We start from the raw sequence: 12,638 nt of genomic DNA, 5'->3' as shown, positions 1-12,638 counted from the left end.
GTCGGCGAGGGCGGGCAGGGCGCGCGAGGCCAGGGCGGTGAACCGCGCCGCGTCCGACTCCTGTTCGTCCAGGTCCAGTACGTAGCCGGTCCCGGTCCGGCGCAGTGAGCCGCCGGGCGGGTCCTCGAGGTGTGTCGCCGGGGTGAGCAGCCGGCGCAGCCGGGCCACGTAGGTGTGGACCATGTTCGGGGAGCTGGCCGGGGGCCGGCCGTCCCACAGGATGTCGACGATCTCGTCCTGCGACACGGCGGTGCCCGGGTGCAGACCGAGCAGGGCCAGCAGGGCGCTCTGTTTCGCCGCGCCGGGTTCGACGGGCCGGCCCGCCACCTGGAGCAGGAGGGAACCGAGGACGTCGAGCCGGAGCCGCCGTTCGTCGCCGGGCTCGGGCGCGGTGTCCGGTCCCAGTGCCTCCCTGAGTCTGAGCACCGAGGGGCTGTGCGGTGACCGTGCCCGGCCGCGCTCGATCTCGCGGATGGTGCGGGTGCTGACCCCGGCGAGTTCGGCGAGCTGCGGCTGACTCAGACCCAGCTGCGCCCGACGGCCACGGAGCCAGGCCCCCAACTGCTCAGGCATGCGCCCCTGCTTCTCCCCGCGTCCCCGCCGCCCGGCATCGGCGGCGGCCTCACCAGGCGGAACCTCCCGCCACAGGAAGATGACAGTACGGGCGCGGCCGCCGCGTGGAGAGATCCTTCTCCGCCAACCACTGGCCGAAAAGTCTCCGGCAGAATTGAGCTGACGTCACTTCAATTTCCTTTATATGCAGGCACCTTGCGCAGGGAATGTAGAGCTTTCCCCGCCCGAAGCCGCCCGGCGGGGCAGCGCACGAGACGACCTCCGCACCATCCGGACAGCTGGGCGGATGAAGCCTCCCTCTGCCCGGAACGAGGGCGGCAGGGCGGCTCCGCCGCACGCGACGGAGCCGCCTCTTCGAGGATCTACTTGCCGGCCAGCAGCTTGGTCACGATCGCGACGGCCTTCTCGGTCGTCAGACCGCTCTTGCCTTCTGCGGAGCCCTCCGCGAACAGCAGCTTCGTCACAGCAATGGCCAGATTCGCCACAACGGCCACGTTCACGACCGCGACCTTGTTGGTCGTCACGAAACTGATCGTGCCGGCGCCCACGCCGGCGTTGGTGTTCTTGCCTGCCACGATCACCGCACCGGAGCCGGTGCCCGTTTCAGTGACTTCGTTGCGGAGAGTCGCGGCCATGGTGTCCAGCCGCTCCAGCCCGTCACGGACCCGGTACGGGTCACCCGAGGTGACATCCGCGCGGAACGTTTCGGCGAACCCCGACTCCTTCAGCGTGGCCAGCGCCAGAAAGACCTCCACCTCCCTGGGGGTCGCACCGACGACCTTCCCGGCCACCAGCGCCAGATCCGGATACTGCTCGGCCACCACCCCTTTGCCCATGAACCCCAGGATGATCTCCGCCGCCGTGTACCCCGCACACTGCTCATCCACGTTCTTCGACTGCACCGACGCCCCCGACACACCCGCCGTACCCGTCGACGCAACCACGCCCACAGCCACCGCGACCGCCACCGCGCGCGCCCCCACAACCAGACGACCTCGGCTCTTACGCATGATGAGTTCCCATTTCTTGTCGAATTCGGTTTCCACACGGCATGGAGCGCCCCCGCCCAGAGACGACCGACCGGGGGCGATGCACGTAAGGGGGCGATGCCCCAAGGGATGTTCGGGCCGCCGAAGCGTCCCTCACCCGGGAACGAGAGTTGTTTCCCGCAGCGATGTGTCGGCCGCCTCGTCGTCACGGGCCGCGCGCCGCGCTCGTAGCGCCGCGAACCGGGGAAGGGCGATGTTCGTGGTCGGAACCCGGTAGGCGATGACCAGGGCGCCGAACATGATGAACGCGAAGCTGAAGAGGCCCATGAAGAGCGCTATCCCCGCGTGGAGAGCGATCCCCAGCCAGAGCGTCCTGCGGCGCACCTCGGCCTTCCAGAAGAGCGAGAACGCCAGGGAGAGTTCCATGACGAGAACTCCCCAGGTGAGGGCGGCGACCGTGTACGGGTTCTCCAACAGGGGCTGCATCACGGGCTGCCAGAACGGCAGGAGACCGAAGGACGGATCGTTGAGCCAGTAGGCGAGCGCGGTACCGTCGGCCCACTCCGCCACGCCGAACTTCGCCACAGAGGACTGGAAATAGATGCCGGCCACCTGGATCCGGATGGCCCAGTGAGTGACGTAGCAGAAGGCGGCCGCGGAACCACCGAGCTGCTTCGAGCCGCCCTCGGTGCTCCAGTGCCACCTTCTGTCGTCCACCAGCCCGAAGGGAACAATGGCCAGCGTGAGAATCAGACCCACCATGTCTCCGCCCTCGGGCAGACTGAGCGAGGAGGCGATGCTGAACGCGACCCACCAGTGCGGTATCACCCAGAACCTCGGCCGCCAGCCGATCATCACGGGGATCAGAACGGCTGCCAGCAGATAGCGGCGCACGTCCGGACTCAGCGCGTCCCCGCCGACGCAGAATCCCGAGATCGCGGACAGCCCGTCGCAGTACGGGGCGTCCTTCATGCCGATGACGGGATGGAACAGGGCCGCGGCCGGGGTGAGGAACAGTGTGGCGAACATGCCCACGGCCATCAGCGTGCGCATCAGACCGTACACATTGGTGCGCGGGTCGAACCGTTCGGCGGCTTCCGGCACCGCCGGGATCCTGAGTCTCAGCACTGGATGTTCACCTCCGCCGCCTTCGTGACCCGGTACTGGCCTTCTGTCAGCTTCCGCCAGGCCCATGGAATCGGTTCCTCAATGGTGAGCACGGTCTTCCCGCACAGCGTCGGGATCGGAGAATCGTTGCGGATCTTCGGAGCCTTGCCGAAATCGCCGACGCCACAGTCGGAGACCGTGTACCCCTCACATTTCTTCCAGGCCCGCCCCGGTGTGGCATACATCAGGGTTGCCAGCTCGGGGCCCTGGGCCCGTGCTCTTCGGCTCGCCCCGAACGCGTTGGACGGACTGGCGTTGGGTCCGATGAGCAAGCTCCGTGGTGGCCCGTCGGAAGAAATCCTGTAAGCACCGTTCGATGGGCTCCGGGGGCTCTTTGTGAAGAACGACCAGCCCTGGGGCCACACCTTGCTGACGTATTGACGCGATTCGACGACTCCCGGCGAACTGACTGCCGAACTCGGCAGGGCCACCAGCAGCGACGTCACACCGACCGTTCCCCACAGAACGGCTCCGCCGAAGAAAGCTATGCGAGACATGTCTCTACACCCCCAAGGCGGCTCCGCCGCACGCAGCGGAGCCGCCCTTTCGAAGACCTACTTGCCGGCCAGCAGCTTGGTCACGATCACTACGGCCTTTTCGGTCGTCAGACCGCTCTTGCCTTCCTCGAAGGAGGCATCGATGATGGTCAAAATGTAATTCGAACGAAGGCCGGTGCCCGTGTCCACGGGCTTCTCGGTGACGTCCTTGTGGATGGCCACAGACATGGTGTCCAGCCGCTTCAGCCCGTTACGGACCCGGAACGGGTCACCCGAGGTGACATCCGCGCGGAACTTCTCGGCGAACCCCGGCTCCTTCAGCGTGGCCAGCGCCAGAAAGACCTCCACGTCCCTGGGGGTCGCCCCGACAGGCACGTGCACCAGCGCCAGGTCCGGAGACTGCTTGGCCACGACCCCCTCACCCATGAACCCCAGGATGATCTCCGCCGCCGTGTATCCCGGGCACTGCTGACTCGCGCGCACCGACGGCGCCGACTGCGCCGACGCCGACGACATACTCGCAATACCCGTCGACGCCGCCACGCCCACAGCCACCGTGAGCGCCACCGCCCGCGCCCCCACGACCAGACGTCCCTGGCTCTCGCGCATGATTCCTCGTCTCTTCTTGCATCGGCTTCCACATGACACGGAGCCCGCATCCATCGGCTGCGGCGTCTCCGCTCCTCGACTCTAGAAAAACGGGACAACAGAAGGCTGGACCGATTCTGGACCCACCCACCACCCAGCTGACCTGCACAAACACGCCCGGCGGCCCGCACACAGGCAGCGGCACCGGCAGTTCCTTGCCGGTAACCGGAAATGCACGGCTTACCGAGGCAGTCGACCGGCCCGCATTCAACCGGCCCCGGCCTCCGCCGGAGAGTCCGCGTTTCGGTTCTTCGGCACGTACGCGCGCTTGCTGTGTCTGATTCCGCGCCGTCAGCGGACCGGGCAATTCGATGAACGCGGAGTATGGCTGCGCGCGTCAGCACAGACGGAGCGGCACTTGGGTTCCGTCGGCAAACGTTTTCCGCTGGTTGCCGTCCGCTGTCGCCCCAATTTCGCTGTACGCCTTTTCGTGGAGTCGAGCCCCGGCCACCGAGCCGTCGCTCCGCCGGCCATCCCGGATGCCCCGCATCCGCTTTCCTGGTACGCGTTTCCCTTCAGCGGGAGGTCTTGTGCCGAAAACGCCAACAGGTCATGCGCCCACGGGCGATGAGGTCCACCACACGGACCTGGGCCCAGGACAGCGTCGTCCAGGCGGAGCGTCCAGGCTGATGGGGCTTCAGGAATGACGGGGACCGGCCTGGTCACCGCCCGGCGCGAGGTCGACGGCAAGACCAACGAGTCTCTGTATCCGGCATACGGGACGTCGGCGCAGCCGTGAAAACGGGGAGCGGCTGCCACCGCGCCGTGCGACCGGTTGATGGGGAGGCGAGGGTGACGGCGAGCGAAGAGACCGATTTCGAGCCGGAGCCGGTGGAGAGGGTCACGGCGACTGATTTCAGATCACACTGCCGTCGGTCCTCACTGACATCTTCGGACACCACACCTGAACGACGTGGCCCTGGTGTCCGGCCGCGGGTGGCGGTCGTTGGCTGGGCATGGCGAAAGGGGCCGCACCGGGATGCGGCCCCTTCGTGGTCTTGTGCGTCAGCAGCTGGAGGCGTTCCCCGGGCGAGGGTCGCGGGTGTACGGCCTGCCGTTGATGCTCCCCTGGACGCCGGGCGGACAGGTCTTGATCCACGCGTTCCCCGCGTCATGGTTCTTGACCTTCTTGTCACTGCAGTACTCGACGCGGTCCACGGTCTTGAAGCACTGGTAGGCCGGGTAATCGCTGCTGTTCGGGGACCCTTCACCGGAGCAGCTGAGGGCCTCCTCCGGACGGGGGTAGCGGAGGTACGGCTTGCTGTTGATGCTCCCCAGGACGCCGGACGGACAGGTCAGGATCCACGCGCTCCCTTCGGCATCGTTCCTGACCTTGCTGTCGCTGCAGTACTCGTCGAGGTTCACGGTCTCGAAGCACTGGTAGGCCGGGTAACCGCCGCCCTGCGGGGACTCTTCAGCAGTGCCGGCGAAGGTGGTTCCCGCCCCGACGAGGAGGCCGGAGACGGCCAGAAGGGCGGCGGGCAGGACGGCGCGGATACGCATGGCTCTCCTGTGGATGCGATCGGGGTGTGAGTCGGGCCGATTTCCTCTGGGCTTCTCGCGAAGCCCCCTCGGTCGGCCGCTTTCCGAGTCAGAGCCTAGGAAGCGGCCCCACAGAAGAGGATGGAGCCGTTCTGGATCCGCCGGACCGGTCTGCCTATAGCTGCTGACCTGCAAAAACGCCGCTCATTGAGTGCGGTGGCGCATCGGGACCGGCAAGACGGCGTGAGGAAACCGGCAATCGACCGGCAATCGCGCCGCGGGGCGGTGTCGTTCAAGTGATCTGACCGGTTCGATCACGTGATGCCCACCCGGGCCGATCGGCTCCTTCGTCACGGAGCAGACCGCTGGTGAACCTTTTCGTTCTGGCCCCTGTGCCTGTCCGACCATCTGCCCGCCAGGCAGGGCCACCGTCACCCGCCAACTCGTAGAATCGCTCACGGGCCTTGACCCGGAATCTGGGACACGGGTTGTGCGGGTTCGTCGAATCATTCACGCATCGCGCGGTCGAGAGCATCGTGAAGGGCGCTGACGTCCTGCTCGGAAGGCTCTTGCGCCTGGTCCTTGGCTGCGGTGAGTCGGTGCATGAGGTCGGTCTCCAGGGTGGTGGGGCCGCGCCTGGCGACTGCTCGCAGTACTGCCCGGCACAGGCGGAGAGTCTGGATCTGTACGTCCAGAGCATTGGCGTGCACTTCCGCGACTTCCGCTACGGACGCCTCCCGGTCCAGCACCTTGCGCACCGTCGCCAGGTCCAGCCCGAGATCGTGCAGACTCAACCGGGGCCAGGACTCCCAGCGGTGGGCGGCGAACCGGTAGCTGCGGACCCCGCTCGGTGACAGCCTCAGTGCTCCCGCATGCCGGCCCGTGCTCTACAGACCGGCCCGCCGCATCCGGACCACCGCGACCCCGCCCTCCAGATCCACCGTCGTCCGGTTCGGCGGTGCCCCGTCCTCCTCGTCGTCCCGCATGATGAGGGCCGACTGCCGTTCCTTGAGTTCGCTTTCCTTCCCCGGGGAGAAGGTCGCGTGGAGCTGCTCGAAGCCGGTCGACGATATCTGGCCCTGGCGGGCGCTGTTCCGCCAGGGAAGCCGGCCTGCCCGGCCCGCCCGCATCAGCAGTTGATCCGCGAAGGCCGCGACGGTCAGCAGGATGACCAGCCCGGGCAGGGTCATGAAGACGGCGAATTCCATGGTCCGCAGTATCCGTGGCCAAGGGGTGCACCGACAGTGCTTGCCCTGAATCAGCCCTGCGCCGCGTGCCGCCCGCCTCGTCGCCGCCCGTTCCCGCGCCCCCGGACCTTCCTGCCGGCCGGAATCATCAGCCCCGCCAGCAGTCCGACGGCCATCGCGTACGGCCACCAGCCGAACCCCGAACTGTCCGCCGCCAGGGCCGAGTCGGTGTGCGCGTCGGCCGTCGCCACCTGGTCCGGGCCCGCAGCCGATTCCGGAGTTGCACCTGCCCCTGCCGCCGGTGAGGCACTCCTGTCGACCGCCCTGAGGACCACGTCGTTGCCGTCGCCGCCCCGATAGGTGATCCGGTACGTCCTGTCGGCGAGCTTCAGCGCCGCGCCCTCCTTCAGGCCGCTGAACGCGCCCACTGTCCTCGCGCGCCCGGTGTGGTTCAGCACGGTGATCGTGTCGGAGAGGGGCGAAGCCGAACCCACCGCCGACACGTCCAGCGTCCCCGCCAGCCGAACCGCTCCGCCCACCTTCAACGGCTGGTCTTGCAGGACGAGTTGGCCTCGCGCGCTCTGCGTATAGGTGCCGGTGACCGTCAACCCACCTGCCATCACACCGTCGTTCGTCACCGAACCCTTCACCGTCCCCGACCCGGTGAGCGTCGTCCCCATGCGCAGGCCCGCGCCTCCCGCATCGCCCGCGTCCAGGCGCGCGGCTGCCGTGGTCAGCCGAATCGCCTTGCTGTGGGCCAGAGTTGCCCCGCCCCTCAGCGCCAACGTCCCCTTGGTGACCGTCGTGCTCCCGGCGTACGTCACCGCGCTGCCCGTCAGTGTCGTCGTCGCCGCGCCCGCCTGGGTGAACGAGCCGCTGCCGCTGATCCGTGACAGCACCAGCGCCCTTCTCGTGTTCCGGACCACCAGCGAGCCGTTGTTCACGACCTTGCAGAGCGAACCCTTCGTGTACAGGCCGCCGTCGCCGCCCGGCCTTCCGCTGCCGAGGCGCAGCACCGCGCCCTTCTCGACCGTCGTCGAGCCGTCGTAGTACTGGACGGCGGCGAACGTGACGTCGTTGCCGCGCGTCCCCTTGATGACGAGGTCCCCGGCGCCGGGCGCGGACAACGTGTCGTGGTACCTGCCGCCGCCGATGGGCGCACCCAGCGTCACCGGGCCGTTGTAGTCGAGCGTCAGGAGCGAACGGGAGCTTGCCGCGAGGAGGTTGATGTACACCGTCTCGGCGGTACCCGGCATGAAGATCTTGTTCGTCGTGCCGTCGCCCCACTGGACGTTCGCGCCCTTGATGTTGGTGCCGCGCTTGTTGACGTTCTTGCGGGCGGGCGTCCAGTTGAGGGCGGGGTCGCTGAGCGACGGGTCGGTGTCGCCGCCCCGGTCCGACCAGCTGTACTGGCCGGTCAGCACCACCTTGGAGCCCGGGCGGGACTGGACGTTGATGTCGCTGCCGTACTCGCGCTGGTAGAAGTCCATCCCCATGGTGACCGTCTGGCCGAGTGGGGTGTCCACCGTCCAGGTGCCCTGGTTGAGAACCTTGCGCACGCGGGGCAGTGACGTCGCGAACTCCGGCCGTCCCGCGTTCACTTGAGTGCCGTTGTCGATCACTCCGGAGAAGGGGTGGACGCCCGAGAGGTCCCAGGTTCCCCAGAGGAAACGGGGTTGGGTCACGAGTCCGGCGCCGCTGATCGTGCCCAGGTTGTACGCGCTCTTCAGCGACAGGCGCAGGGTGCCGTCCACCCGGATGTTGTCCTGGTTCAGCCGGAACGCCGGTGTGTTGTACGGGAAATGGCCGATCAGGCCCGTCGTGCCGCCGTTGCCGTACTGGAGGGTGGCTCCCCTCTCGACCGTGATCGCCGGCGGGTCGGGGTGCGTCACCGTGACGTACGGATGGTTGCCGCCCAGGACGCGCACCCGCTGCCCCTGCCGGGACCTGGGCAGCGTGAAGTCGCTGTCCCTGGTGAGGATCAGGGTGCCGGTGCCGCTCACGGTGAGGGTGCCCTCGCCCTGGAGGACACCGTCGTACGTCGTCGTCCCGGCGGGCACCCGCACCACCGTGTCGCCGGTGAGGGTGACGTTCCGGCCCGCGAGCACGTCGGCGGTGGCGTCCCGGGGGCCGGCCGCCGACGCGGGCGGGGCGCCGAGCAGGAGGGCGGTCGTCGCGAGGGCTGCGGCAGCCGTCGCCGTCCTCCGGACAGGGCTGGTGGTCGGGCTGGTGGTGGGGGAGTCGCTGTGCACGTTGTCGGAGACGGAGCGGACTCCTCGGTAATAACAGAAAGTTGCCCGAGGCTTTGCTACTGGTGGCTGGTGGCTGGTGGCTGGCTAGGCAAGCAGGTCGAGCGCGTCGATCGCCGTCCCGGCGCTCAGGTAGGAGGTCGTCCCCGAACCGCTCACCACGTTGATCCTCAGCACGTTGTACCGGCTGGTGTCCGTGAGCCAGGCGCTCGCCGGGACGTTGTAGGTGAACGTGTTGTTGTTGCCCCGGTAGGACCCGTTGGTCAGGGACCGGGTGCTCGGCTGGGTGGGCGGGGACGGGATGGGCGATGTCCAGGTGTCGTTGACGACGACCTGTGGGCGGCCGTTGGCGTAGGCCGTCGTCACGCCGATGCGCAGGGTGTGCGCGGCGGCGGCCTGGGCGGCGGTCAGCCTGAAGTACACCAGCAGGCCGCTGTTGACGTCCTTCCAGATGTAGCAGGGGAAGCCGGATGTCTCGGTGCCGCTGCCGATCACCACGTTGCCCGTCCAGGGGGCGGCCCGGACGTCCGACGGATGCGCGTACGTCATCAGGTCGGCGTTCTTGAAACCGCTCGGGGTGCCGTTCCAGTCGTTGATCCGCCAGATCGCGTTCGCGTTGCTCGGGTCGTTCGAGGACGGGATCGCGATCGAGTTGAGGGTGGTCGTACCGCCGGCCTTGACCGTCACCGAGGTGGTGTACACCGACAGCTCGCCCTTGAAGACCGTCAGCGTGTACGTCCCGGGAAGGACACCCGCGATGGAGAAGTGCCCGTCGGAGGAGCGGGCCGAACCCCAGTACTGCGCGGCCGAGTTGGCGAGCCCCACCGTGTACGCGTACGCCGTGTTCCGCCCGGTGATCCCGACGCCCGCTACCCGGCCCCGGCCGCTCGCGGCGACGTAACCGGAGATGCCGAGCGAGTCCGCCCACGGTGTGGTGAGCGTCCCCGGGAAGAGCGACGGGGAGGGTGTGCCGCCGTCCGTGAAGGCGATGACGTACGGACCCTGGAGGCCGAACCGCTGGGCCTCGGTCTGGTTCTGGCCGTAGTGCAGGATCTCGTACAGGCCGCCGCCGTCCGCGCTCTGGTGGCGCAGGAGAGAGCGGTAGAACGGGCCGCCGGAGGCCTTCTCGTGGTTGCTTCGCACCACGTACAGGCCCACGCTCGCGGTCCTCCAGCCGACGTGGTCGTAGTCCATGACCCGCAGGTTCGAGTAGTGCTTCGAGCGGGTCTGGCCGTCGGACTTCGCGAAGACGTCCGACGCCTCGATCGTGCGGTTCGTGTACGTGTACGAGTCGGGCTCGTCGTTGAGGAACAGGCCCGCCCTGACCCGCAGGATGAACCGGGTCGCCGAGACCGAGTCGTCGGCCTTGTTGGTCCACAGGTAGACGTTGTTCTCGCCGCTGCGGGCCGCGTAGTAGTGCCTCAGCGTGCCGTGCGTGACGCTGACCAGGATCGTCGAACCGGACCGCTGGATCGTCACCGTGGAGGAGCCGAGGCCGGACTCGATGTGCGAGTTCATGCCGCCGTAGCCCTGGTACTCCGTGCCCCGGTGGACCAGCGAGGACAGGTCGCCGTTGGACTTGCGGACCTTGAACACGAGGCCCGCGCCGGTGTCGATGACGTAGTTCGTGCCGTCGTCGGTGTAGCCGAAGGCCGCCGCCCGCGCGGTACCGGGCAGGGCGATCCCGGCGGCGCCGGCCGTGGCACCGAGAACGAGCGCACGGCGCCCGAGACGGGTCCCGGAGTGCCCGGGGTGTCTGTCGTCGGCTGCGGACATGTGGGGTGTCTCCTTCGGAGGTGCGGGGGACGCTCGGTGGCGATGTCCGGAAGACTGACAGTTGAATCGATTTCGCGAAAGCCCTTTCGGGGTAAGGAAGTTGGAGGCCCCGCGAACGCGTGCGGCACGCTGGAAAGCCCTTGTCGGGCGGTGTACGGTCCTGCCGCCGGGCCTTGTCGAGCGGCAGAGGAGGGGGGTGGGAGCCGTGATGAGACGTTTCAGTCGAGCCGTGCTCGCGGCCGTGACCCTGAGCACCGCCACCCCTACGCTCGCCCTCGGCGCCGTACCGGCCGCCGCTCACGAACGGCCCGCTGCCCACGGCCCCCGCGCCCTGGGCATCGACAACTGCACCGGCACCGCCGTCATCGCCTGCCACTTCGATGTCGCACCCGGCACGTACGACGTACGGGTACTGCTGGGCGGTGAAGGCGCCGCCAGTACGGCCGTCAGCGGTGAGACCCGGCGCGCGCTCCTCCCGGAGACCGTCACGGCGGCGGGCGAGCGCGTGGCCCGGAGCTTCACCGTCGACGTCCGTACACCCGAGGGCGAACCGACCGGGCCCGTCGGCACCCCCGGCCTCGACCTGGTGTTCGGCGGCGCGGCGCCGGCCCTGGCGGACATCCGGGTGACCCCCGCCGGCCGCCGCACCCGGCAGATCCTGCTGGTCGGCGACTCGACCGTCTGCGACCAGCCGGGCGCCCCGTACACCGGCTGGGGCCAGATGCTGCCGCAGTATCTGCGCAAGGGGCTGGCCGTCGCCAACTACGCGGATTCCGGGGAGAGTACGGTCACCTATCTCGCCAACCCCGCGCTCTTCCCGGCCGTTCGGCCGCTGATCCGCCCCGGCGATCTGGTCCTCGTCCAACTCGCGCACAACGACAAGCAGACGGACGGGCCGACGTACCGCGCGAACCTGGAGACGCTCGTCGCGGGTGTCCGCGAACGAGGGGGAGATCCGGTACTGGTGACGCCGATCGTGCGCCGCTGGTTCAACTCCGACGGCACCCTGAACAACGGCACCGCCCTGCTGGTCAACGGCCTCGGCGTCGATCACCCGGCGGTGATCCGCGCGGTCGCGGCGGAGCGGGGCGTACCGCTGATCGACCTGACGGCGAGGACGAAGGCGCTCGTGGAGTCCCTCGGCGTCGAGGGCTCCAAGGCCCTGTACCTCTACGACGAGAAGCGCGACAACACGCACACGTCCGTCCACGGGGCCACGGTGTACGCCGAGTTGGTGCGCGACGAGCTGGTGGCGCGGCGGCTCGTACCCCGGGGCGGAGTGCGGTAGCGCCTCCGCCCCGGCAAGAACGCCTGGGGCGCCCCGACCGGAACCGGGGCGCTCCAGGTACGACGCACAGCAAACAGGGTGTGGGGTGGGGACGGGGCGCCGTCGGCCCTCGAAGGACCGCCCCCGTCAGCTCCGTTGCCGTCGGCGGAAGTCCAGCATGCAGAACACCTTGTCGTAGCGATGCTGGCCGACGGCGACGAAGTCGGGCAGGCGGCCGTACTCGGTGAAGCCCAACGACCGGTAGAGGCGCAGGGCGTTGGTGTTGTCGCCACGCGCGTCCAGGGTGAGGACCTCGATGCCCGCCTCCCGGGCGTCGTTGATCAGGGCGGCGGTCAGCGCCCGGCCGACGCCACGGCCGTGGGCACTCGCGTCCACCGCGATCTTCTCGAGGTCGGCGTGCGGCCGATGGGTCGGCCGGGCGTAGCGGAGCCAGTACCCCAGCCCGACGAGCCGACGGTCGAGGCAGGCGACCCGCAGGGCCGCGTCCCCGGCCCGGGCGGCGGAGACGACATGGCCGAGCAACTCCGCCACCTCGTCCCGCGAAGGGGGTTCGACCCAGCCCAGCGCGGCCCCTCCACCGACCAGGTCCGCCAGGATCCGGTGGGCCGACTCCGCGAACCGTGCCTCCAGCTCCGGATCGGCAGCCAGCTCCACGGCGTCCAGGACGGCCGCCTCGACGGCTGATTGACCGGCCGACCGAATGACCGGCTCAGGGGCCGGCTCAAGGACTGGTTCAGTGGCCGCGCCGCTGCTCAGGGCCGGGTTCATGATCCGCAGCCTAG

Annotated in this window: 12 protein-coding genes; 1 reads left to right on the top strand and 11 read right to left on the bottom strand. The window is 68.8% G+C overall.

Annotation, left to right across the window (positions count from 1 at the left end; all coding sequences use genetic code 11):
- The 10 genes from AOK08_RS19145 to AOK08_RS19100 form a co-directional block, all read right to left on the bottom strand.
- A partial coding sequence (locus AOK08_RS19145; RefSeq protein WP_241827006.1) for a helix-turn-helix domain-containing protein occupies positions 1-573 on the bottom strand: 573 nt, incomplete at its 3' end.
- Between the two features lie 362 nt (positions 574-935).
- The gene (locus tag AOK08_RS19140) at positions 936-1,619 is read right to left on the bottom strand and encodes a sporulation delaying protein family toxin (protein WP_198539309.1); all 684 of its coding nucleotides are present in this window, start codon (positions 1,617-1,619) and stop codon (positions 936-938) included.
- Between the two features lie 96 nt (positions 1,620-1,715).
- Positions 1,716-2,690, bottom strand: coding sequence for a sporulation-delaying protein SdpB family protein (locus AOK08_RS19135; protein WP_241827005.1), 975 nt, complete (start codon positions 2,688-2,690; stop codon positions 1,716-1,718).
- Positions 2,684-3,175 (bottom strand): SdpA family antimicrobial peptide system protein, encoded by a 492-nt coding sequence (locus AOK08_RS43325; protein WP_157876724.1) that lies wholly within the window; start codon positions 3,173-3,175, stop codon positions 2,684-2,686. The genes AOK08_RS19135 and AOK08_RS43325 overlap by 7 nt, the downstream gene beginning before the upstream one ends.
- A gap of 108 nt (positions 3,176-3,283) precedes the next feature.
- Positions 3,284-3,835: a sporulation delaying protein family toxin gene (locus AOK08_RS19125; RefSeq protein WP_241827004.1), complete on the bottom strand. Its 552-nt coding sequence runs from the start codon at positions 3,833-3,835 to the stop codon at positions 3,284-3,286.
- Between the two features lie 1,044 nt (positions 3,836-4,879).
- A complete protein-coding gene (locus tag AOK08_RS19120; protein WP_055527348.1) occupies positions 4,880-5,377 on the bottom strand; it encodes a hypothetical protein in 498 nt (165 codons plus the stop codon).
- A 485-nt stretch (positions 5,378-5,862) separates the two neighbouring features.
- Positions 5,863-6,150 carry a hypothetical protein gene (locus tag AOK08_RS19115; protein WP_055527346.1) on the bottom strand — a complete coding sequence of 96 codons (288 nt, stop codon included), beginning with the start codon at positions 6,148-6,150 and terminating at the stop codon, positions 5,863-5,865.
- A 93-nt stretch (positions 6,151-6,243) separates the two neighbouring features.
- Complete coding sequence (locus tag AOK08_RS19110; protein WP_055527345.1) at positions 6,244-6,564, bottom strand: DUF6191 domain-containing protein; 321 nt, start codon at positions 6,562-6,564, stop codon at positions 6,244-6,246.
- Between the two features lie 50 nt (positions 6,565-6,614).
- Positions 6,615-8,795, bottom strand: coding sequence for an autotransporter (locus tag AOK08_RS19105; RefSeq protein ID WP_241827003.1), 2,181 nt, complete (start codon positions 8,793-8,795; stop codon positions 6,615-6,617).
- Between the two features lie 84 nt (positions 8,796-8,879).
- Positions 8,880-10,568, bottom strand: a complete 1,689-nt coding sequence (locus AOK08_RS19100) for a rhamnogalacturonan lyase B N-terminal domain-containing protein (protein WP_055527344.1) — start codon at positions 10,566-10,568, stop codon at positions 8,880-8,882.
- Positions 10,569-10,776: 208 nt separating this feature from the next.
- Between AOK08_RS19100 and AOK08_RS19095 the strand changes: the two genes are divergently transcribed.
- Positions 10,777-11,856: a rhamnogalacturonan acetylesterase gene (locus AOK08_RS19095; protein ID WP_055527341.1), complete on the top strand. Its 1,080-nt coding sequence runs from the start codon at positions 10,777-10,779 to the stop codon at positions 11,854-11,856.
- Between the two features lie 126 nt (positions 11,857-11,982).
- On the opposite strand, the gene AOK08_RS19090 is transcribed toward AOK08_RS19095, so the two are convergent.
- Positions 11,983-12,624 carry a GNAT family N-acetyltransferase gene (locus AOK08_RS19090; RefSeq protein ID WP_079054125.1) on the bottom strand — a complete coding sequence of 214 codons (642 nt, stop codon included), beginning with the start codon at positions 12,622-12,624 and terminating at the stop codon, positions 11,983-11,985.
- Positions 12,625-12,638 lie beyond the last annotated feature (14 nt).

This window comes from Streptomyces graminilatus, assembly GCF_001418565.1.
Classification (GTDB): Bacteria; Actinomycetota; Actinomycetes; order Streptomycetales; family Streptomycetaceae; genus Streptomyces; species Streptomyces graminilatus.
This window is presented reverse-complemented; position numbering and strand designations above follow the sequence as displayed.